Origin of the sequence: Erwinia rhapontici (assembly GCF_020683125.1) — a bacterium.
Lineage (GTDB): Bacteria > Pseudomonadota > Gammaproteobacteria > Enterobacterales > Enterobacteriaceae > Erwinia > Erwinia rhapontici.
The window spans coordinates 1,763,234-1,785,699 of record NZ_CP085627.1; the positions used below are offsets into that span (position 1 = coordinate 1,763,234).

A 22,466-nucleotide genomic window follows, 5' to 3' on the forward strand; every position below is an offset into this window, starting at 1 on the left:
CACGGTATAGTGACCAGAAGGGGCGCAAAAGCGCCCCTTTTTTTATGCCTCAGAGATAGACCCGCAGATACTCGGTCAGGCACAGCAGCGCCATCGCCTGTCCATAGGGCATCGAGGTCAGCGGTATCTGGCGGTAATAGTCTAAATCACTGCCCATCGCGGTGCCGAATGACACCTGCGTCAGCTCACCGTCATCATTGATGTGTTCCATCACACCTTTCAGTGCCCGCTCGGCCACAGGATAATAGTCACGGCTGAGATAGCGTTTACGTACAGCTTTCAGGATGCCGTAGGCGAAACCGGCAGTCGCCGAGGCTTCCAGATACGAATCACGATCGTCCAGCAGTGTATGCCATAACCCGCTTTCATGCTGGCACGCCGCCAGCGCCTTCACCTGGCTTTCCAGCACCTGAAGCAAGTAGCGGCGGGTGGCGTGTTGCTCTGGCCAGTTCATCAGTTCTAGAAAATCAGGAATGGCGATGGTCAGCCAGCTGTTACCGCGCGCCCAGCGGGCATTGGCAAAGTTATGCTTGCCATCGAATGTCCAGCCGTGGAACCACAGGCCGGTCTGGCGATCCATCAGATACTGCGCATGCAGCAGAAACTGATAGGTGGCTTCTTCGACAAACTCCGGGCGATCAAGTAACTGGCCGATTTTCGCCAGCGGCATCACGCTCATCATCAGCGTATCGTCCCACATCTGCTGGTGGTTCTCATTGTTGTAGACCAGATGCTGAATGCCGTTATGCTCAGTGCGCGGCATGTCATACATCACCCATTCTGCCCAGCGTTCCAGTACCGGGCGCAGGGACGGATCGCGCGTTTCTTCATAGCGGTACGCGAGGGTCAGGAACGGACAGACAGTATTGACGTTTTTGGTCGGTGTACCCTCCTGGAGCCGTGCGCTAAACCAGTCATCGATACGTTGTAGCGTCAGCTTATCGCCGGTCTGCTGGTAATAGTGATACATGCCGTACAGCCCGATGCCGTGCGTCCACTCCCAGCCAGCCCAGCCCTTGGTATCAATCACCCGGCCATCATCCAGGCGCAGCAAAAATTCGCCGCTTTCATCAGTAATGCCGACCAGATTATCACTGACGCGGGCAATCAGCTGCTGTAGCGCGGTGCGCGGCAGCAGATATTCGGGCTGGCGCAGCAGTGCGCTGAACTTAACCGGGTAAACTGTCATCGTGGTGCTCCTGAGGTCGGATAGAAGGGAAGGCGGCGCGTGTTTCTGACAACGCTGCCGCCTGAGGTTTATGACGATTGAGGTAGCCAACATTATTGTTACCCCAGAGATTCTCATACGGCATACCGGTCAGGGTTTCGACGGTGGCACGCGCTTCCGGTGTCAGCTGCTGCGGAACTACGCCATCGGCCTGGCGCATTTTCAGCGTTTCTTCGCGCAGGGTATGGTGAGTGGCAAGATTGAGTTTAAAGCGCAGGGAGATAATAAAGCCGAATGTCAGCATCACCAGCGTGCCGGCACCGAGAATAACGACGATGGTATGGCCGACCTGGGGAAGCTGCTCCGCTTTGCCTGAGACAAACCCGGAAAGTTGCAGGACGATACCGACCACCATCACTGCACCTGCCTGTGAGGCTTTGCGCGTCAGCGTCATGATTCCGGCAAAAATCCCCTCGCGCCGCTGGCCGGTAATGGCTTCATCCACATCCGCAATGTAGGTGTAAATATTCCACGGGATATAGTTGATGCCACCACGCCCCAGACCCGCTACCGCGGAAATCAACAGCAGCAGTGCCAGGTTATTACTCATACCCGCGTACCACAGCAGGCAGTATGAGAGGGCACTGGCGGCAAACAGTGCCACTACCAGGCGATAGGCCGGGGCAGGTCCAATACGAATACATAACGGGATCATGCCAATCACCGCGATAAATTGCAGGACCGCCATGGTGCCCATCAGGTTGGAGGCCAGCTGCGCACTCTGCATCAGCACAAACACCACGTACCAGGTAAACACCGCGTTAAACACATCCTGAGCGATGTAGCCGCCGAGATACATACCGAGATGTTGGCGGAATATACGGATGCGTAACGTTGATGCCAGCTCGACATACAGGCGTTTCAGGCTCTGACCCAGCGTGAGGTGTTTTTTCTCCTCCTCTGCGCGTTTTGACTCTTCCGACATGGCATCGGCCGGACGCTCCCAGGTGAAGAACCACACCAGCGTCAGTACGATGGCACAGAGTGTGGAAAACACCAGGCTGGAATAGAAGAATGACACTGCGTTGTCCTTACCGAAAACCCCCAGCAGGATGCCCGGTAAAAAGGCGGCAAGAATGGCAGAAAGCTGGGCGAGGGCGATACGGGCACCGGAGAAGCGCGTTTTCTGCTTAAAATCGTCGGTCATTTCCGGTACCAGCGTTTCATAGGGCACCAGCACCATGGTGTAGACGATATCAAACAGCAGGTAAGTGAGCAGGTACCACAGGTAGCTCATATCCCCGACCCACATCAGGCTGTAGCTGAACACACAGGGAATGCCGAGCAAAATAAAGAACTTACGGCGGCCAAAGCGTTTACCCAGCCGGGTGCTGCCGAAGTTATCGGTGAGAAAGCCCATCAGTGGACTGATCACGGCATCCAGCACCCGGGCAAGGGCGAAGATAAAGGTCGCTTCAATGGGCGTCAGGCCACAGAAGGTGGTGTAAAAATAAAGCAGCCAGGCGGCGGTCAGGGCAGTGGTGCCGGCACCGAGAAAATCACCGGAACCGTAGGCGAGATAATTTGCCAGTCCGATCTTACGAGTGTGCATCAGGAAAACTCCTTGCGCGGTGGGGTGGCTTTAGCCACAGGTTCCGGACAACTCATACGGATGCTGGAAAAATAGAGCGTTCGCGATGGCTGAACCTTGCCGTTTTTGCCATCTGAGGCAAGAAGGTGGCAAAATGGCCGTCATCGGTGTGTCGTACATCTAAATTTATAAAACACTGTTTTGTTTTTATCGAAAGTAGCGGTTCATTTTGTTGATGAACAGCACAGAAAGAGGGTGAAGGGCAACGCTGAGAGAGTGAAATGCCGTAAAGCCGAGCGATTAACCAAAGAAAAGTCAGTTGCAGGTTGAAAGAAAACGATTCTCTCGCTCATACTGCGGTAACGTTAACGACATGAACACAAGGACAGATAGCATGGCTGAAGAAACCATTTTCAGTAAAATTATCCGCCGTGAACTCCCGGCCGACATCGTCTATCAGGATGAACTGGTCACGGCATTTCGCGATATCTCCCCGCAGGCGCCGACGCACATTCTTATCATTCCTAACCTGCTGATTGCCACGGCTAACGATGCTGTCGCCGGGCATGAAGCCGCGCTGGGACGTATGATCACCGTAGCGGCGAAAATCGCGAAGGATGAAGGGATTGCTGAAGACGGCTACCGTTTGATCATGAACTGCAATAAACACGGCGGGCAGGAGGTTTATCATATCCACCTGCATCTTGTCGGTGGCCGACCTTTAGGCCCAATGCTGGCGTCCTGAACGCCAACGAATACGGACATAATCCTATGCGGGCAAGCGTAACGGCCATCACGTTACTGATAGCATTAACCGGATGCAGCAGCGATCGTACTGCCATCAATACCTCACAGTCACTGGTGATGGAATCGTCAGTATTGTCAGCGGGGATCACGACCGACGAACCGACGATCCGCGAGACAGAAGGACAACAGCGTGCGTCAACGGTACTATTTAATCAGCAGGAAAAACCGGTCCAGGTGACCTACCGATTCTATTGGTATGATGACAAAGGGCTGGAAATCTTGCCGTTTGAACGACCACATACCCTGACGGTACCCGCTCATGGTAAAGCCGAAATTTCATCTCAAACCGGTAATCTGACGGCGAGCAAAGTTCGTCTCTATCTGTATCTGTAAGGAGTTATCGCGTGAACAGCAACATCGTTAAACGCTCAGGAGTGCTGATGCTGGCGCTTTTTCTGAGCGGCTGTGTATTTTTTCAGAAGCAACAGGAAACGGCACCCCCTGCGCCCGTTGAACCGGTGCAGCCACCGATTACTGTGCCTGAACAGCCAAAAGCAGAGCCGGGGCAGAACGTGCCACCGCCGCCGAAAATGCAAACCCTCAATTGGCCAGCCAGTGTTTCTCCGCTGATTGCCCAGATGCTCAAAGCGGATGGCGTTACGCCTGGCGGCGTGCTGCTGGTGGATAATGTAAAAAACAGCACCAACGGCAGCCTGCAAAGTGCTAAAGCGACGGCCGCGCTGCAAAGTGCGTTGAAGGATAACACCCAGTTTACGCTGGTGACGCCACAACAACTGGCGGTGGCGAAGCAGACGCTCGGTCTGTCAGCGGATGACAGCCTGGTCTCACGCAGTAAAGCGGTGGGTCTGGCGCGTTACGTGGGTGCACAGTATGTGCTGTACAGCAATGCGGAGGGGGATGTGAAAGCACCCACGCTGCAAATGCAGTTAATGCTGGTGCAGACCGGCGAAATCATCTGGTCAGGTAGCGGTGCCGTTGTGCACTGATCCCGCCCTTGAGCGGCTGATCATGCAACAATTTCCGGCGGCGCGAGCCGCCGGTTCTTTTTCCCCCCTTGAGGGATTGAGCGGGTGCAGTGTTCAGGTTTCGCTTGAGGGAGTTTCCCTGCTGGCCAGGCGTGCCGCAGGGCTGCAGACCATGCCTGGGGTGGATCGCCAGCGTGAATACCGCCTGCTGCGCAAACTGGCCGCCAGCGGCCTTACACCGCGCGTTTATGGACGCAATGCGGACTGGCTGCTTCTGGCCTGGCAGCCGGGTAACGTGCTGTCGACAGGGCAGTGGGACAGGTGGGTAGAACCTCTGGTGAATGAAGTCGTCCGCTTGCACCGTCAGCCGCTGTCAGGATACCCCTTACAGCTGCTGCCGCTGCTGATGAGCTACTGGCAGCGCAGTCAGCCTGCGCGGCGCCAGATACACTGGCTGCGGGCGCTAAAGCGCTGTCAGCGGCAGGGCGAACCGAAACCATTACGGATGGCCTTACTGCATATGGATATTCACTGCGGGAACCTGATCCTCAATGACGGGCGCCTGCGGCTGATTGACTGGGAGTACGCCGGCGATGGCGATGTGGCGCTGGAACTGGCCGCGATCATAATGGGTAACGGGCTGGATGCACAGCAACAGCAGCGTTTGATTGTCCATTATTCGGATCGGCAACAATTTGATTATGACCCACTACGACGGCAGGTTGACCGTTGGTTACCGTGGCTCGATCTACTGGCGACCAGCTGGTATGAGTTACGCTGGCAGCAAAGTGGTGAACACCAATTTAAGACGCTGGCAGCCGAGGGCTGGCAGCGCATGTCATCAGGTTAAGAGGTGAAGTGTGGGACCGGTAATGTTAGATGTACAAGGCGGCGAACTGGATGCCGAAGAGCGTGAAATTTTACAACACCCGCTGGTTGGCGGACTGATCCTGTTCAGCCGTAACTATCACGATCCGGCGCAGCTGCGTGAGCTGGTGCGACAGATCCGTGCGGCATCGCGCCATCGTTTGGTGGTGGCCGTCGATCAGGAAGGTGGCCGCGTTCAGCGCTTCCGCGACGGATTTACGCGTCTGCCGGCGATGCAGGCTTTTGCCGCATTACATCGTGGTGAGCAGGCAGAGGCACTGGCCCAGCAGGCAGGCTGGTTGATGGCCTCTGAAATGATTGCAATGGATATTGATATCAGCTTCGCCCCGGTACTGGATATTGGTCACGGCAGCGCGGCCATCGGCGAACGCTCATTCCATGAGAATCCGCAGGTTGCCCTGCAAATGGCGCGTTCATTTATTCGCGGGATGCACGACGCGGGAATGAAAACCACGGGTAAGCATTTCCCAGGACATGGTGCTGTGAGTGCAGATTCCCATAAAGAAACTCCGCGAGATACGCGCAGTGAAGCCGAGATCCGCCAGCATGACATGCCAATCTTCAGGCAGCTGATTGCGGAACAGGCGCTGGACGCAATTATGCCGGCCCACGTTATCTATACTGAAGTTGATCCGCGCCCGGCCAGCGGTTCGTCACACTGGCTAAAAACCGTGCTGCGTGAGGAACTTGGTTTTGACGGCGTCATCTTTTCAGATGATTTGTCGATGGAAGGGGCGGCCATTATGGGCAGCTATGCCGAGCGGGGTCAGGCCGCGTTGGATGCCGGGTGTGACATGATTCTGGTATGCAATAATCGTCAGGGAGCGGTGAGCGTGTTGGATAACCTGTCGCCGATCAATGCTGAAAGGGTGACGCAGCTTTACCATCGAAGCTCATTTACCCATCAGCAACTGCGTGACTCGTCACGCTGGAAAGAGACCAGTGCCAGACTGAGTCAGTTGCAGGAACGCTGGCTGGAACATAAAGCGGCGGCAGGCATCTGATTTCAGGCTGCCTGCGGCGCATCAACGGTGAGGATGACAATGATTATTTATCTGCACGGTTTTGATTCAAACAGCCCGGGCAACCATGAAAAAGTGTTGCAACTTCAGTTTATTGACCCGGATGTCCGGCTGCTCAGCTACAGCACCCGGCATCCGAAGCACGATATGCAGCATCTGCTGAAAGAGACCTACAAGATGTTGCAGCAAAGTGATGACGAACGGCCATTGATTTGTGGTGTTGGTCTGGGCGGCTACTGGGCTGAACGTATCGGCTTCTTGTGTGATGTGCGCCAGGTGATGTTCAATCCTAACCTGTGGCCACAGGAAGTGATGGAAGGCAAAATTGACCGCCCGGAAGAGTATGTTGATATTGCCACCAAATGCGTCGGCAATTTCCGTGAGAAGAACCGTGACCGCTGTATGACCATTCTTTCCCGTCATGACGATGCGCTTGATAACCAGCGCAGTGCCGAGGCGTTACAACATTTTTACGAGCTGATATGGGATGAAGTGGAAGGGCATAAATTCAAGAATATCTCCCATCATCTTCCGCGAATCAAAGCGTTCAAATCATTAGGTTAATCCCCGTTTTTTATCCCTCGAAAACAGACCTCATGCCCGCTAAAAGGCGGGCTGGATGCAGGGTCTTTATTCGTACTATTCTTAGTTTTGCTAATAAAATTGACCAGGATCAATTTTCTTAGAACAGATGAATTCCCTCGTGTTATTCTGGCCCCAGCTCGCGAATTAACATCGCCAACCCTATGTTTACTAAGGTTATTTATTTAACTTTTAGTTAACGATTGGTTTACTTTTAGAGAGGGTCGTTTGACAACACCTATGAAAAAAATTGTAATCATCGGCGGAGGTGCCGGAGGTCTTGAACTGGCGACTCAGCTGGGGCACAAACTGGGCCGCAAGAAGAAAGCACACATTACGCTGGTGGATCGTAACCACAGCCATTTGTGGAAACCCTTGTTACACGAAGTGGCAACCGGGTCGCTGGATGAAGGTATTGACGGCCTGAGCTACCTGGCACATGCGCACAAACATGGTTTCAGCTTCCAGTTGGGAACGCTCACCAACCTCGATCGTGAGAATAACCGTCTGCAACTGGCTGAAATTCGCGATGCGCAGGGTGAACTTCTGGTCCCGGAGCGTGAGCTGGCGTATGACACGCTGGTGATGGCGCTGGGGAGCACCTCAAACGACTTTGGTACGCCGGGCGTAAAAGACAACTGTATCTTCCTCGATAACCCACACCAGGCACGCCGTTTCCATAATGAGATGCTGAACCTGTTCCTGAAGTTTTCCGCCAGTGAAGGTTCGCAGGATAAGGTTAATATCGCTATTGTCGGCGCGGGTGCGACCGGCGTTGAGCTGTCAGCCGAGCTGCATAACGCGGTGAAACAGCTGCACAGCTATGGCTATAAAGGTCTGGACAGCCAGGCGTTGAACGTCACGCTGGTGGAAGCCGGTGAACGTATTCTGCCTGCACTGCCACCGCGTATCTCCAGCGCGGCTCACAGCGAGCTGACCAAGTTGGGGGTACGCGTGCTGACTCAGACGATGGTCACCAGCGCGGATAAAAAAGGTCTGAACACCAAGAGCGGCGAATTTATTGATGCCGATCTGATGGTCTGGGCGGCAGGGATCAAGGCACCGGACTTTATGAAAGAGCTGGGCGGCCTGGAAACCAACCGTATTAACCAGCTCGTGGTTGAGCCAACCTTACAGACGACTCGTGACCCGAACATTTACGCCATTGGTGACTGCGCATCCTGCGCGTTGCCGTCCGGCGGTTTTGTCCCTCCGCGCGCACAGTCTGCGCACCAGATGGCCTCACGTGTTTTGGCCAATATTCTGGCGGATATAAAAGGGCAGCCACAGAAACCGTACGTCTATAAAGATCACGGTTCACTGGTCTCACTGTCCCGCTTCAGTACAGTGGGTAGCCTGATGGGTAACCTGATGCGCGGTTCGATGATGGTCGAAGGGCGCATTGCGCGTTTCGTCTATATCTCGCTGTACCGCATGCACCAGGTTGCGCTGCACGGTTACTTTAAAACCGGGTTGATGGTGCTGGTGGGCAGTATCAACCGCGCGATCCGTCCACGCCTCAAGCTGCACTAAGCCGAAAAAAACGGCTTATACTCCCGGATGACTGTCTGTGGTGGTATAAGCCGTTCTTCTGACTCACCCCCTCATTCCCTCTGATAAGAACTCTCTTAAAAACTTTCTCTTATCATGCCTGATCCGATTTTCGTCCAGTATTCTTATTGTCACAATCCCCGGCTGGTAGCAGAATTCCTATCAATTACCACGGCGCGTCGCGCACGCCGAATATGCCGCACCTGTTCAGGATGCCGCAGTAATCAAGAATGCGCGGTAACAATGTCAGGAGGTTTCCTGTGAATAAATCAATGTTAGCGGGTATTGGTATTGGTGTTGTGGCTGCACTCGGTGTAGCAGCGGTGGCCAGTATGAATGTGTTCGATCGCAGCCCACAGTTCGCGCAGGTACTTTCAGCCACGCCGATTAAAGAGACCCTGAAGAATCCACGTCAGGAGTGCCGTAACGTCACGCTGACTCATCGTCGCGCTGTTCAGGATGAAAATCGCATCGCCGGTTCCGTACTGGGTGCTGTTGCCGGTGGTGTGCTGGGTCACCAGTTTGGTGGCGGTCGTGGTCGTGATGTTGCCACCGTGGCGGGTGCGCTGGCGGGGGGCTATGGCGGTAACCAGGTCCAGGGGGCGTTGCAGGATCGTGATACCTACACCACGACCGAGCAGCGTTGTAAGACGGTCTACGATAAGCAGGAAAAAATGCTGGGTTATGACGTCACTTATAAGATTGGCGACCAGCAGGGTAAAATCCGCATGGAGAATGACCCGGGTACACGTATTCCGTTAGACGATAATGGTCAGCTGGTGCTGAGTAATAAAGCGTAAGTCAGCAGATTGACGCTATACGATGAAAAGGGACCTCATGGTCCCTTTTTTGATGTCAGCCCGTTGCATTCTCCAGCATCTGCTGCATAAACGTCTGCACCCACTTCATCCGCACCTTACGTTCGCCCAGCTCACGGATAAATTTCAGACGCGTTGGCCCATCCAGGCGCCAGTGCTGCGGTTCTTTTTGTAACAGACCAATCAGCCATACCGGGTCGACCTTGTTTTTCTCTGCAAACTCAACGAAACCGCCTTTCTCACTGGCTTCGACCTTGCGGATACCCAGCGTTTTCGCCACCAGACGCATAGACGCGATATCCAGCAGATTGCGTGCCGCATCCGGCAGCAGGCCGAAACGGTCAATCAGCTCAACCTTCAGGTCGTCCAGTTCACCCGGCTGCACGGCGCTGGCAATGCGTTTATAGAATGAAAGACGGGTATTCACATCCGGGATAAAGTCATCCGGCAATAGTGCCGGCATACGCAGCTCGATCTCGGTCTGATTGTTGGTCAGATCCTCGAGCGAAGGTTCACGCCCCTCTTTTAATGCATCGACGGCGTTTTCAAGCAGTTCCATATACAGTGAGAAACCAATGGTTTCCATCTGGCCGCTCTGACCTTCGCCCAGCAACTCCCCGGCACCACGAATTTCCAGATCGTGTGTTGCGAGCGCAAATCCGGCGCCCAGATCCTCTAACGAAGCAATGGCTTCCAGACGCTTATGCGCATCGGTGGTCATCGATTTTGGATGTGGCGTCAGCAGCCAGGCATAGGCCTGATGGTGCGAACGCCCGACGCGACCACGCAGCTGATGCAGCTGTGCCAGGCCAAAGTGATCGGCGCGTTCAATGATGATGGTGTTCGCGGTCGGGATATCAATACCGGTTTCAATAATGGTGGTACAGACCAGCACGTTAAAACGCTGGTGATGGAAGTCATTCATCACCCGTTCCAGCTCGCGCTCACGCATCTGACCGTGACCGACGGCCACACGGGCTTCCGGCACCAGTTCCGACAGGCGTTTTGCCGCCTTTTCAATATTCTCAACGTCGTTGTACAGGTAATACACCTGACCGCCGCGCAGTACCTCACGCAGGATGGCCTCGCGCACCACCATATCGTCATATTCACGCACGAAGGTTTTCACCGCCAGACGGCGCGCGGGCGGCGTGGCAATAATCGACAGATCGCGCATTCCGCTCATCGCCATATTCAGCGTACGCGGGATCGGCGTGGCGGTGAGCGTCAGGATATCCACGTCAGCGCGCATCGCTTTGATACGCTCTTTATGGCGCACGCCAAAGCGATGTTCTTCATCGACAATCAGTAACCCCAGATCGCGCCATTTGATGTCGTTCTGCAGCAGCTTATGGGTGCCGATAAGAATATCAACCTTACCCTCCTGCGCTTCTGCCAGCACCTGTGTTTGTTCTTTGGCGGTACGAAAACGCGACAGCATCTCAATACGCACTGGCCAGTTGGCAAAACGGTCGCGGAAGTTGTCGTAATGCTGCTGGGCCAGCAGGGTGGTCGGCACCAGTACGGCAACCTGTTTATGATTTTCCACGGCCAGGAAGGCGGCACGCATGGCCACTTCGGTTTTACCGAAGCCAACATCGCCGCACACCAGGCGATCCATTGCCAGCGGCTGGCACATATCGCTCAGTACCGCGTTGATGGCCTGCGCCTGGTCCGGGGTGGTTTCAAAAGGGAAACTCTCACAGAACAACTGATACTGCTGTTTGTCGTGTTTAAACGCGAACCCGGTTTTCGCCTCGCGTTGTGCGTAGATATCCAGCAGCTCTGCTGCAACGTCACGCACTTTCTCAGCTGCTTTTTGCCGCGCACGTGACCAGGCATCGCTGCCCAGTTTGTGCAGTGGAGCATTCTCTTCTGCGCCACCGGCATAACGGCTGATCAGATGCAGTGACGAGACCGGCACATATAACTTGGCATCCCCGGCATAGGCCAGCATCAGATACTCGGCCTGAATCCCCCCCGTTTCCAGGGTAGTGAGGCCAATGTAGCGGCCAACGCCGTGCTCCAGATGCACCACGGGTTGTCCTGGACGCAGCTCGGCGAGGTTACGGATCAGGACATCCGGGTTAATGGTCCGGCGGCTATCCTGGCGGCGGCGACTGACGCGCTCCCCCAGCAGATCGCTTTCACAGATCAGGGCGCGGTTGCGCAGCCGGTCAATAAAGCCGTGTTCGCTGGCACCAATTAACAGATAGTGACCGGGCTGGTCGGCCTGCGGCAGCGAGTCGATAGCCGTGGGTTTTAACTTGATGCGTGCCAGCAATTCCTGCAACGTTTCACGGCGGCCTTCGCTTTCCACCGAGAACACCACCGGGCCATCGAAAGACTCAAGGAAACGGCGCAACGCGTCCAGCGGGGCTTTGGCCTGTGCCTGTACGGCGAGGTCCGGCAACGTTTCATAACGCAGGTTGGTATTGGCAGCTTTGTCAGCCAGCAGGTCGGTTTTCAACTGTACGCGAGGCCACAGCTTCAGTTCGCTGAACAACTCATCCGTACGCAGCCACAGCGTTGGAGGCGGTAGCAATGGGCGCATCGGGTCGACGCGGCGGTTTTCATAACGCGCATTGACGTCCTGCCAGAAGCGCTCAGCGCTGCTTTCCACATCGCCGGATATCACCAGCAGCGTGGTGGCCGGCATATAGCTGAACAGCGCGGGAAGGGGCTGCTCAAAAAACAGTGGCTGCCAGTACTCAATCCCGGTAGGCAACGTCCCTTTACTCACCTGCTGATAAATATGTTCGGGTTCACGGCGCACATCAAAATGCTCGCGCCACTGGGTGCGAAACAGCTCGATGGCTTTTTTATCAGTCGGGAATTCATGGGCGGGCAGCAGGTCGATCGCTGTCACTTCCTCCTGCGTTCGCTGACTGTCGATATCGAACAGACGCAGGCTGTCAATTTCATCATCAAAGAAGTCGATGCGATAGGGACGTTCACTGCCCATCGGATAGAGGTCGAGCAGGGCGCCACGGGTAGCAAATTCACCGTGTGCCATGACCTGGTCTACGCTGCGATAACCCGCTTGTTCAAGCTGGGCACGCAGCTTATCACGCGAGAGCTTCTGCCCTTTTTTCATCACCAGCGCGTGCCCGTGCAGGAAGTTATGCGGGCAAACGCGCTGCATCAGGGTATTGACTGGCATAATCAGTAACCCGCGCTCCAGCCCGGGAAGTTGATATAAAGTGGAAAGCCGGGAGGAGATGATTTCCTGATGGGGAGAAAAACTGTCGTATGGAAGGGTTTCCCAGTCTGCCAGCGCCATCACGGGATGGGAGGTAAACTGTTTAATTTCATCCTGCAGGCGCAGTGCATTCTGCATATCCTGCGCAATCAAAATCACCAGACCATGATGACGTTCAACCATTTCGGCACATTCAACGGCGCAGGCCGCGCCAGTCAGTTGCCCCAGTTGGCGCTGGTCACCTGCTTTGGTTGGCAGGTCATAACGGTAGAGTTCAGACATATAAGTTAGACGGTCTCTTCACAAAAGGGAGAACGGGAACCCTGGCGTGCCGGGTGGTCCCGATTCAGCTAGATGCAGTATACCTTGATTTTAGCGCTTGTTGGGGGCAGCACGTTATTTTGGTGATTGTTGACCATCATGCATTCTTGGGCGGTCGATATTCGCCCATATCAGTTCGTTTTCAGCGTGATAGCTGTGGTTTCCATCATCCCACTTGATGTAATATCCTGCGGATCGGTCGCCCTGATCAAAGACGTTAAGGACCACACCTTTAATCTGTCCCGTTTTATGGCGCACAATACTGCCTTTAGGAAATCTGGACATTACTACCTCCTGTACCAGCAGGGCCTCAGGCGAATACTCTTTACAGTAATAGCGCTATTTTCCCCCTGTTGAAAGGGGTTTGGCCTGAAGGAGATCAATAAAAATGTCATCACTCTGTCGTACGAACGCCGCGTGCTGGCTGCGCAGTAGGCAGCGGTCTAAACTGTGTAAAAACCAAGAAGAGTAGCGGCGGAGAATGCTTAAGTGATGCCTGACAACAATTCGCGTTTTTTTCGACCTAAGAACATTGTTCATTTGTGTTTTGCGATTGTCTTTGCCTTCTCCAGCATTTTAACCGTGCATGAAGCAATGGTGCTGAAATCTTCACATGAGACCACCCAGCGTGCCTGGCTGACTCAGGCGGGCAGCAACCTTGAGCGACAGTGGCAGCAAAGTATTGATGAGATGTTCTTCTTTCGTAATATGCTGCGCCATGCGCTTGGTGATCCGCTGGAAACCGATAAATCTCGTTATGCGTTAACCGTCTTTGCTGGCGAGCGGCAAAGCCCGCTGTGGAGCATCTCTATTAATACCGAGCGCAGCATCCCGATCGCTGGAATCTCCGATGCTGCCGTACAGCGCCTGCCGTTACTCGACCGCAGCGATCCACAGCGCCTGAACGATGAGCTAACTGCCGCGCTGGAGATGAGCTACATCCTGCAGTTCAACAATCCTCAACAGGATTTTCACTACCGCCTCTGGTATATCTCGCGTGCCGGTTTTTATCTGAGTTCTGTGCCGGACGATCATGCAGAGACGGTGACAAGTTACAGCAGCGTGATCAACCGCCCTTATTTCCTCAGTGCCAGCCCGGAACAAAACCCACAGCGTAAACTTCGCTGGTCTGGAACCTATCGTTCCGTTGATAACGAAGGTGATGTGGTGACGGTGGCTCTGCCCGTCGACCATGACCAATACTGGTATGGCGTTCTGGCGATGGACTTTTCCACCCAGGTCATTCAACGGTACTTACAGCACGCTTTGCCCAGGTGGCAGGACGGCAGCATCATCTTGTTCGATAGCCAACAACACGCGGTGGCGATTTCGGATGGCCAATCGCTGAACGAACACGGACTGGATGCTGCACAGGTGGCCAATATTTTCAGCCAGGTTACCTCGAACCAAAGTGGGCAGATCCGTTCAGGAATGCAGTTAATCACCTGGATGCATTTACAAAACTTCGACGGACTGCTGGTCAATGTGCAAACCCTGCCTGAGGCGCTGCAGGGTGAAGCGGGGCGGGTCATGCTGATACTGCTGCTGATGTGGATGCTGTTCAGCCTGACGCTGCTGGCGTCACATCAGGCGATCATTCGTATGACCGGGCGATTATTGACCCTTCAGGAAACCCTGAGCTGGCGCGCGAACTATGATGGTTTGACCCGCCTGTTAAACCGCAGTGCCTTTTTCGACCATGCTGAACGCCTGTCAGCGTTCTGTGAACGTCATCAGCAGCCTGTTTCTCTGATTCAGCTCGATCTTGACCACTTTAAATCGGTGAACGATACGCTCGGGCATCATGCGGGCGATGTGGTGTTGACCCACGCGGCCGCCATCATCGCCAGCGCCGTGCGAAAAGTGGATGTGCTGGGACGGGTAGGCGGCGAAGAATTTTGCATTGTCTTACCCGATACCGGGCTGGTAGAGGCAGTAGAAATAGCGGAGCGAATTCGCGGCAAGCTGGCCTCAAAAGAGGTGTTGATTGACGCCACTCATACGCTGAAGGTGACCGCCTCCCTGGGCGTGAGCAGCAGCGAAGAGCAGCAGGAGTACCAGATAGATGCCCTGCAATCGGTGGCAGACGGCCGGCTTTATCAGGCAAAAGCCGCCGGCCGTAACTGCGTTAATAGCGGAGCTTAAACGTCGCCGCTGTTATCATCTTCGACCGCCTGATAAATGCGTTGCATGATATCAGGAAAGGCGGACTGTACCCGGCCCCAGCTGGGGATAAACGGCTTCTCATTCGGGCGCTCAATAAAGGCTTGTCCTGCATCAAGAATCGACTGTGTAAAGGTTTCGACGGCGGCTTCTTCTGCATGTTGATCGAACGTCAGGCCGTTCATGGTCGCTTCATGGTGGTAGATTTCCATCATATCCAGCGCATTGCGATAATAGGTTGCTTTCAGTACGCGGAAGGAATCGCTGGTGATACTGACCCCCATCGTGGCCATCTTGCGCAGTAACGACTGCACAATGTCGTTGCTCATGCGCTTCAGACCGCCAGTGCCGTCCTCTTCTGCCAGTGGCTGATGCTTATGATCGTAATTATCCGCGATCTCTACCTGGCAGCTCTGGCGGGTGGTGTAGTTGCGATATATTTCTGACAGTACGCCGATCTCCAGCCCCCAGTCGCCCGGCAGCTTGATGCCGTTGAGCACATGCGTGCGCATGGCGAACTCGCCGGAAAGAGGGTAGCGAAAGCTGGTCAGGTAATCCAGATAGTCAGAGTGACCGTATACTTTTTGCAGAGAACGTAACAGCGGTCCCACCAGCAGCCGTCCCACACGACCGTTGAGCTTGTTATCGGCTACCCGCGCATAGAAACCTTTGCAGAACTCATACTGAAAGCCGGGGTTAGCCAGAGGATAGAGCAGGCGCGCCAGCATTCCCCGTTCATAGGTAACAATATCGCAGTCGTGCAGGGCGACGCAGGCCGACTTGTCTGACGCCAGGGTATAGCCGGTGCAAAACCAGACGTTACGGCCTTTTCCCGGTTGCGAAGGTGATAGCCCCTCTTTGTCCAGCTCCGCATCCAGCGCCTTCAGGCGAGGCCCATCGTTCCACAAAATACGATGACGCTGTGGCAAACGTGAAAAGAACTCGCGGGCGAGCAGAAACTGGTCACGGTCCGCGCGATCCAGCCCGATAACGATCTCAGACAGGTAGGGGACTTTTGCCAGTTCATCGACAATATGACTGAGGGCGGGGCCTTCCAGTTCGGAAAAAAGTGAAGGCAGGATCAACCCCATTTTGCGCTTGCGCGAAAAGCGCACCAGATCTTTTTCCAGCGCCTCTACGGAGCGTCCGGTCAAATTATGAAAATTCGTTATTACGCCATTTTGGTAAAAATCGCTCATCGCTTACCCCTTAAAAATCGCCTCAGTTTACTGAGTGATAAAATGCGCCAGCCCTTCGCTCCAGCCTTCGGGGCCAAAATGCGCGGTATGATAGATATGATGTTTGTCCTGCCGTTGCAGGATGATGGGATTTTTACTGTAGCCTTTGATCACGACGGCATAATCGACGGCATCGAGCATCGGCGCATCGTTGGGGCCATCGCCCAGTCCGATGGTGACGGGCGTTTTGTCTCCCTGTGTGGTGTGCTGAAGCAGCCAGCGCAGTGCGGCACCTTTGCCGCTGCCCTGACGCATGACATGCCAGAAGCGTCCGCCCTGAACTAACGTCAATGCCCGGACTTCCAGTTGCTGGCAGAACAGGGCGAACTGTTCACTGCTATCACGCCAGATAAGGCTTTCGGAGGCTTCGCGCAATCGGGCCAGAGCAGCATCATGCGGCGTCAGTCCCGTCCATTCGGAAACCTCTTTTTCGCTCACCTCAGAAAAACCGGTGAACTTAAAGCCATACTGCAGCTTCAGTTGTGCTAACTGCCCGCACAATGCCGCGTAGTTAACGGTGCTTTCAGGAAGATGCGGTGACGGCGTACGGGCATGACCATCGCTCACAACGGCACCGTTTTCAGCAATAAAAGGGGTGCCACTTAGCCCCAGTGCTCGCTGTAGCGGAATGATTTCTGCTGCGGTTTTGCTTGAGCAGATCACCAGCGGAATGTGGTGCGCTTGCAAACGCGCCAGCCAGGGCTCAGCAGGCTGCCAGCTGTAGGTGTGGTGATCAAGCAGCGAGCCGTCGAGATCGGTGACGATCATCAGTGGGTCCTGCAACGTCGGCATAAGCCCTACCTCAGAGTGATATTTGGCAGTAGAACCGTCAGTATAGCTCAGCCATCGCATTGAGAAGGGTAGGGAAGGGATTGAGGCAAGGCTTCCACTCACTCCAGGAATTATCTTAAAAAAAACAGTGTTAAATAACGGGCGTGATTATCCCGGTAGGAAGAAGAAGCCAGATGTGGTGCAGCTTAGCGTCGTTTAAGCTGTACGAAAATTCTCAGGCTGTACACATTAGGCGGTGTATTAAGACTTATCCGAACGTGAGGATCGGTTAGTCTGCTAACGTTAAAGAATTCCCAGATGTAACGAACTTCATTTCCTGTGAGAAACACTTTTATCCCGGCCTGGTTTGGTCGGGATTTTTTTTGCCCATTGATATCAGGTCAGGGATTCAGAAGGGATGTACATTATTCAGGGCAAAAAAAAGCCCGCGCTGCGCGGGCAAAAATCCTTGTTACTTAGGTGCTGCCCATTGAGTGGACATCACCGTCTGCCCCTTTGGGGTTGGCGCAGTAAGAATATTCTAAGGGTTTACGCCGTGAAAAATCTCACTATGAATCGTAAAGAAAGTGAAAAAACCTGATGGGATAAGGCTTTACCCAGCTTTACCCGCCGCAGAGAGTGATGTGAATCCAGACTGGCTATACTCTTTGTGCGGGTCATCCCGTGCGATAAAACAGATAACGGAGAATTTATGGACTTTTTACGAATTGTAATTGCGATTCTATTACCCCCACTGGGTGTGTTTATGCAGGTCGGTTTTGCAGGTGCCTTCTGGCTGAATATCCTGCTGACGATATGTGGTTATATCCCGGGCATTGTCCATGCTGTCTGGGTCATCGCCCGTCGCTAATCATTGATGTGAGTGCCTGTGCAGAGTGAGATTTTCGGTTAAACTCATCCAAAAATGGCGCAGGAGGGGTTATGAAGGTCAATGAACGGGTAACAGTGAAAACGGATGGCGGACCGCGTCGTGAAGGTACGGTTCTGGCCGTTGAGAACTTCAGTGAAGGTACTATGTTTCTGGTCGCGCTTGAGGACTACCCATTGGGGATCTGGTTCTTTAATGAAGTCGGTCATGACGACGGCATTTTCGTCGAGCCGCATTCGTAATCTGCTGTACGGGGCGACCCTTTTTCGGTCGCCCCTCCGCCCTGTGATCAACGACTCAGAACGTTTCCCAGTGGTCATTGCTGGTGGATGCCAGCGCAGGCCGTGGAGCCGCTAATGCTTTGGATTGACTGCCTGTGTTGCTGGTTTTTACCGTGGCTGCTGCGGCACCATTCAATTTAAAGGCTGATACCGCCTGAGTCAGACGCGCCGCTTGTTCTTCCAGAGACGCCGCCGCAGAAGACGCTTCTTCTACCAGTGAGGCATTCTGCTGGGTGACGTTGTCCATCTCGGTCACCGCCATACTCACCTGCTGAATGCCTTTACTCTGCTCGTCAGAGGCAGCAGCAATCTCCGCCATAATATCGGTCACCCGACGGACGGCATCAACAATTTCACCCATCGTATTACCGGCGTGGCCAACCTGTGCCGAACCTTTGCCGATCAAATCTACCGATTCAGCTATCAGTCCTTCGATCTCTTTCGCTGCACCGGCGCTGCGCTGCGCCAGATTGCGAACTTCGCTGGCCACCACGGCAAAACCACGACCTTGCTCACCGGCGCGTGCAGCTTCAACGGCGGCGTTCAGTGCCAGAATGTTAGTCTGGAAGGCGATGCTGTTAATCACCGTAGTGATTTCGGCAATTTTCTTCGAGCTGGTGGAAATATTATTCATGGTATTCACCACGCCAGTGACAATATCGCCACCCTGGCGTGCTTTGCCGGAGGCATCCGAGGCGAGCTGGCTGGCATGATGAGCATTCTCAGCGTTCTGTTTCACCGTCGCCGTCAGTTCTTCCATACTCGCGGCGGTTTGTTCCAGCGCCGAGGCCTGCTGCTCGGTACGGGAAGAGAGGTCGGTATTCCCCGCTGATATTTCGCTGGAGCCTTGATAAATCGCCACGGCCCCTTCACGCACGGTGCCAACGGTTTTCACTAAGGCCTGCTGCATCAGTTGCAGGTTATTCCCCAGACTGCCGATTTCACTGCGTCCCCAGTTTTGCAGTGGCGCGGTCAGGTCGCCACGCGAAATATGTTCAATGCGTTCTACCGCCTGGCGTAATGGGGTAATAACCACACGGCGCAAGAAGATAAAGGTCGCCAGCGTTAATAACAGCGCAAGGCCAAACGCGCCAGCCATCATAATAAAGCCAACGCGGGTCTGAGACTTCGCCGCGTTATTAAGACCTTCAGCGCGTTCAGTACGCAATTTGATGGCTTTGAAAAGCAGTTCATTATAGGCATCATCCAGCTTACGGGTGTAGTCCGTCTCCTGGGCAATAACCCCTTCGAAGCTGCCGTCGCTGGCACTTTTAACCATCGGTATCAGCCCCTGGTTGATATAGGACTCAAAGCGTTTTTGCAGATCGATATCCAGTGCTTCTCCCTCCGGGGTTTTTACCGGACGGTGAAGGTAAATATTGAAGCTGTCGCGCGCCATTTTAATGCGCTTTTCCGTTGTCGCCAGATTCGCCTTGAATTCGTCCATTTCACCGATACGGGCAGAGGCCCCTGCATGGATCACCGTTAAACGGGCGGTTCGCAGGTGGTTAGAGCTGTTTGAGAGTGCGGTGCGTATCTGGATCTCTTCCGTCACATCATTCAGTGACTGATTACTCTGAATCAAAAAGTAGCTGGCGAGGCCGATACACAGGGCAAAAAGTAGCAAAATTCCGCCAAGAATGGCGGCGAACAATGGAACCAGACGCAGGTGTTGCCAGAAGCTGATAGCCTGATGTTCGTTAGATTGTAATTGTGATTTCATATCCATTGCTCTCTGTCAGGTAGGGACGAAGTCATACTCCGGTCGTCTACAAAACATCGGCATACGGGCTAAAAGGATTAGGGCTGGAAGTGCGAGCAGGCTCACAAAATGAGTATTATCTGATAGGAGGCGGGGGGCCGGTGAGTACCAGCCTCCCCTGGATGATTATCTTACGTTGACATAAATACCGCTGGTAACGTTATCAGTTAAACGAACCACATGATAAATAACCTGCTTGTTATGCGTTTTTATTTTACGTTTGATATTACCTTTGTGTGATGACACCGTTTTCGCTTTTATTTGCATTTTATCTGAAATCTGAATGGTGTCGTGACCTGACATCCACATCTTCAGCATGTTTGACTCCGTCTGACTGAGCGTCAGTGGATGTACGTCGAAGCCCGAAGAATAGCGAGGTGACAGATTAAGTTTCTTTTGAAAGTACGTGCTAAGTAATGAATCCAGGGTCGACGGCTTTATCGATTTTGATGTAATAATCAGATTCTTACGAACGTAGAGGTATTCCTCAAAATGGATATTAGAGATGGCCATAAAAATGAAAAACAACGTATCAGGATGCTGCATAATAATGTTTCTGATTCGTTGGCTTGCATCGGATTCATGAATGAAGCAATCTTCATTAATAAAAACAACGCCGGGTTGAAGCTGCTGGCACTTTATTTGTAACTGCTCAATATCGTTAACTGAGGTTATATTTTTCTTTTTAACCCCTTTCACTGCCATATAGTCAGTTAAACCTAGCCGTGTATAGTTACATGAATCCATAATAATCGTTGGCATAATAGCGACCCTCACCAATTTGTTATCCGTTTAAATCAACGATGAATTACGCGCGTTCGGTACGAGAGCAAGAGTTCTGTTTCACGGTCTTGTTATATTTACCCAGCGTTAGCAAAGCTTGCCATTGACGGCGAGGGTACTTAATTCATCCTTGCTGACAGGTAGTTTGAGTTTTGACGAGGTGAAAACCTGTCTGAGTACCAGGGTCAGTGCAAAAGCAGAGGTTCCGCTTAGCAATCTGACTTAACACAGCATTTGACGCAGCTTTCTGCCTGCATCGACACACTATCGCGCAGAAAACAGAAAACTCTGATAGGACGATTCTTAAAAACATTCATTTTCCGAAAGTGTAGACTCACGGAGTGCATTGACAATGCCGGAAAATGTATTTTAAAACAAGGAAAACCGCGAAAAATAAAATTCCCATAAAAAACAGTCGTTTGAGTGTTTTTTAACCGTTAACTCTTTCGCAACAAATCATCGGTTTGAGGGGATAAAATACGCTAAGTGCGTTTTAATAAGAATGATTTTCATCGTGCTAGTGCATTTATCAGAATTTCCTTAAGGATATTCTGCAAATAATGGCCCAAAAAATACACAGATGTATTTTCAACGCTTAACAATAACTTTGCACAAAAATGAGAATAGGTAAGTTTACTTACCGGGTAATTCACTGAGCAACGTTGCCAGCAAGTCGAACACTTCACTGAACAAATGTTCGCAGAAGGGCGCTAGCAGCGGCATCATCAGGCTAATGAACACCATACCGATTGATAAGGTAACAGGGAAACCAATAGCGAAAACGGAGAGTTGAGGTGAAACGCGGTTTAACAAACCCAGGGCCAGGTTTAAGGTGAGTAACAGAGTAATTAACGGTAGCGCTAATCTCATGCCATTAAGGAAAATCAGGCCTGCGGCTTTGGTCAGGGCCATAAACGCATTGCCGTTAAGCGGCTCCCCGCCGATGGGCAATGTATGAAAACTGTCAGCAACCATCGAAATCAGCCAAAGATGACCGTTGAACGACAGAAACAGCAGCATGGCCAGCATATCCAGAAAGCGTGCCAGCACCGGCATATTCAGGCGGCTGCTTGGATCGAAGAAGGTGGCAAAGGATAACCCCATCTGCAAACCTATCACTTCACCCGCTGTGCGCACGGCTGCAAAAGCAAACTGCATGGTAAAACCAATCGATACGCCAATCAGTATCTGTTGGATTAGCAGCCAGAAACCACCGACGGAGAATAATGTAACGGTAGTGGGGGGTAAGGAAGGCACCAGTACCCAGGTAATCATCACGCCCAGCCCGATTTTGACTTTACGGCTGATGGATTTTTCATTCAGTAACGGCGCAGACATGATCAAAGCCAGCACGCGGGCGAGGGGCCAGAATAGCTGACTTATCCAGAACAACAGCTGACTACTGTCAAAAAGAATCATTATCCGATCATATACGGCAGGTTACTGAACAGGGTGCGCATATAGTCGAGCACCAGATTCAGCATCCATGGACCGGCAATCACGATAGTGGTGACAACCGCCAGGATCTTAGGAATAAAGGAGAGCGTCTGTTCGTTGATCTGGGTTGCTGCCTGCAACAGGCTGATAAGAAAACCGCTGACCAGCGCAGCCAGCAGCAGCGGAGCCGCCAGTGCCAGCGCAATCAACATGGCATCATGCCCCAGTACCATTACCGATTCAGGTGTCATTGTCGTGGCTCCGCG

At 53.1% G+C, this 22,466-nt stretch carries 21 protein-coding genes; 11 read left to right on the forward strand and 10 right to left on the reverse strand.

The features are described 5' to 3' along the window. Positions 1 to 49: 49 nt before the first annotated feature. A complete protein-coding gene (gene bglB, locus LJN55_RS08415) occupies positions 50 to 1,189 on the reverse strand; it encodes a beta-galactosidase BglB (RefSeq protein WP_227536009.1) in 1,140 nt (379 codons plus the stop codon). Next, on the reverse strand, positions 1,170 to 2,780 hold the full coding sequence (locus tag LJN55_RS08420; protein WP_133842845.1) for an MFS transporter: 1,611 nt from the start codon (positions 2,778 to 2,780) through the stop codon (positions 1,170 to 1,172). The genes bglB and LJN55_RS08420 overlap by 20 nt, the downstream gene beginning before the upstream one ends. A 373-nt stretch (positions 2,781 to 3,153) precedes the next feature. Here LJN55_RS08420 and hinT point away from each other — a divergent pair, with 373 nt between their 5' ends. The 8 genes from hinT (at position 3,154) to LJN55_RS08460 (ending at position 9,335) form a co-directional block, all read left to right on the forward strand. Beyond that, a complete protein-coding gene (gene hinT / locus LJN55_RS08425; protein ID WP_133842848.1) occupies positions 3,154 to 3,504 on the forward strand; it encodes a purine nucleoside phosphoramidase in 351 nt (116 codons plus the stop codon). A gap of 26 nt (positions 3,505 to 3,530) precedes the next feature. Then, positions 3,531 to 3,899 carry a YcfL family protein gene (locus tag LJN55_RS08430; RefSeq protein ID WP_133842850.1) on the forward strand — a complete coding sequence of 123 codons (369 nt, stop codon included), beginning with the start codon at positions 3,531 to 3,533 and terminating at the stop codon, positions 3,897 to 3,899. Positions 3,900 to 3,946: 47 nt separating this feature from the next. Next, the gene (gene lpoB / locus LJN55_RS08435) at positions 3,947 to 4,513 is read left to right on the forward strand and encodes a penicillin-binding protein activator LpoB (protein ID WP_167864744.1); all 567 of its coding nucleotides are present in this window, start codon (positions 3,947 to 3,949) and stop codon (positions 4,511 to 4,513) included. 22 nt (positions 4,514 to 4,535) lie between these two features. Continuing rightward, entirely contained in the window at positions 4,536 to 5,342 is an 807-nt protein-coding gene (thiK, locus tag LJN55_RS08440; protein ID WP_205945541.1) for a thiamine kinase, read from the forward strand. Between the two features lie 22 nt (positions 5,343 to 5,364). After that, positions 5,365 to 6,384, forward strand: coding sequence for a beta-N-acetylhexosaminidase (nagZ, locus tag LJN55_RS08445; RefSeq protein WP_192933181.1), 1,020 nt, complete (start codon positions 5,365 to 5,367; stop codon positions 6,382 to 6,384). A gap of 39 nt (positions 6,385 to 6,423) precedes the next feature. Beyond that, positions 6,424 to 6,966 (forward strand): alpha/beta hydrolase YcfP, encoded by a 543-nt coding sequence (gene ycfP, locus LJN55_RS08450; protein ID WP_133842856.1) that lies wholly within the window; start codon positions 6,424 to 6,426, stop codon positions 6,964 to 6,966. 246 nt (positions 6,967 to 7,212) lie between these two features. Further along, entirely contained in the window at positions 7,213 to 8,517 is a 1,305-nt protein-coding gene (locus tag LJN55_RS08455; RefSeq protein WP_133842858.1) for an NAD(P)/FAD-dependent oxidoreductase, read from the forward strand. Between the two features lie 278 nt (positions 8,518 to 8,795). Further along, positions 8,796 to 9,335, forward strand: a complete 540-nt coding sequence (locus LJN55_RS08460) for a glycine zipper 2TM domain-containing protein (protein WP_133842860.1) — start codon at positions 8,796 to 8,798, stop codon at positions 9,333 to 9,335. Positions 9,336 to 9,390: 55 nt separating this feature from the next. On the opposite strand, the gene mfd is transcribed toward LJN55_RS08460, so the two are convergent. Both mfd and LJN55_RS08470 read right to left on the reverse strand, forming a co-directional pair. Further along, the gene (gene mfd, locus LJN55_RS08465; protein ID WP_227536011.1) at positions 9,391 to 12,837 is read right to left on the reverse strand and encodes a transcription-repair coupling factor; all 3,447 of its coding nucleotides are present in this window, start codon (positions 12,835 to 12,837) and stop codon (positions 9,391 to 9,393) included. Positions 12,838 to 12,951: 114 nt separating this feature from the next. Beyond that, complete coding sequence (locus LJN55_RS08470; RefSeq protein ID WP_133842864.1) at positions 12,952 to 13,161, reverse strand: hypothetical protein; 210 nt, start codon at positions 13,159 to 13,161, stop codon at positions 12,952 to 12,954. A 207-nt stretch (positions 13,162 to 13,368) separates the two neighbouring features. Here LJN55_RS08470 and dgcQ point away from each other — a divergent pair, with 207 nt between their 5' ends. After that, positions 13,369 to 15,021: a cellulose biosynthesis regulator diguanylate cyclase DgcQ gene (gene dgcQ, locus LJN55_RS08475; RefSeq protein ID WP_227536012.1), complete on the forward strand. Its 1,653-nt coding sequence runs from the start codon at positions 13,369 to 13,371 to the stop codon at positions 15,019 to 15,021. Here the strand turns inward: dgcQ and LJN55_RS08480 are convergent. Continuing rightward, positions 15,018 to 16,238: a glycosyltransferase family protein gene (locus tag LJN55_RS08480; protein ID WP_227536013.1), complete on the reverse strand. Its 1,221-nt coding sequence runs from the start codon at positions 16,236 to 16,238 to the stop codon at positions 15,018 to 15,020. The genes dgcQ and LJN55_RS08480 overlap by 4 nt on opposite strands. A 27-nt stretch (positions 16,239 to 16,265) precedes the next feature. Continuing rightward, positions 16,266 to 17,069: a mannosyl-3-phosphoglycerate phosphatase-related protein gene (locus tag LJN55_RS08485; RefSeq protein WP_227536014.1), complete on the reverse strand. Its 804-nt coding sequence runs from the start codon at positions 17,067 to 17,069 to the stop codon at positions 16,266 to 16,268. A gap of 691 nt (positions 17,070 to 17,760) precedes the next feature. On the opposite strand from LJN55_RS08485, the gene LJN55_RS08490 reads away from it, so the two are divergent. Continuing rightward, on the forward strand, positions 17,761 to 17,919 hold the full coding sequence (locus LJN55_RS08490) for a YqaE/Pmp3 family membrane protein (RefSeq protein WP_133842872.1): 159 nt from the start codon (positions 17,761 to 17,763) through the stop codon (positions 17,917 to 17,919). A gap of 71 nt (positions 17,920 to 17,990) precedes the next feature. Next, the gene (gene dsrB / locus LJN55_RS08495) at positions 17,991 to 18,179 is read left to right on the forward strand and encodes a protein DsrB (protein ID WP_133842874.1); all 189 of its coding nucleotides are present in this window, start codon (positions 17,991 to 17,993) and stop codon (positions 18,177 to 18,179) included. 55 nt (positions 18,180 to 18,234) lie between these two features. Here dsrB and LJN55_RS08500 read toward each other — a convergent pair whose 3' ends face one another. The 4 genes from LJN55_RS08500 to fliQ form a co-directional block, all read right to left on the reverse strand. Beyond that, positions 18,235 to 19,947: a methyl-accepting chemotaxis protein gene (locus LJN55_RS08500; protein WP_227536015.1), complete on the reverse strand. Its 1,713-nt coding sequence runs from the start codon at positions 19,945 to 19,947 to the stop codon at positions 18,235 to 18,237. Positions 19,948 to 20,106: 159 nt separating this feature from the next. Then, positions 20,107 to 20,742, reverse strand: a complete 636-nt coding sequence (rcsA, locus tag LJN55_RS08505; protein WP_167864396.1) for a transcriptional regulator RcsA — start codon at positions 20,740 to 20,742, stop codon at positions 20,107 to 20,109. Between the two features lie 654 nt (positions 20,743 to 21,396). After that, positions 21,397 to 22,182, reverse strand: a complete 786-nt coding sequence (fliR, locus tag LJN55_RS08510) for a flagellar biosynthetic protein FliR (RefSeq protein ID WP_133842880.1) — start codon at positions 22,180 to 22,182, stop codon at positions 21,397 to 21,399. Next, a complete protein-coding gene (gene fliQ / locus LJN55_RS08515; RefSeq protein ID WP_133842882.1) occupies positions 22,182 to 22,451 on the reverse strand; it encodes a flagellar biosynthesis protein FliQ in 270 nt (89 codons plus the stop codon). The genes fliR and fliQ overlap by 1 nt, the downstream gene beginning before the upstream one ends. Positions 22,452 to 22,466 lie beyond the last annotated feature (15 nt).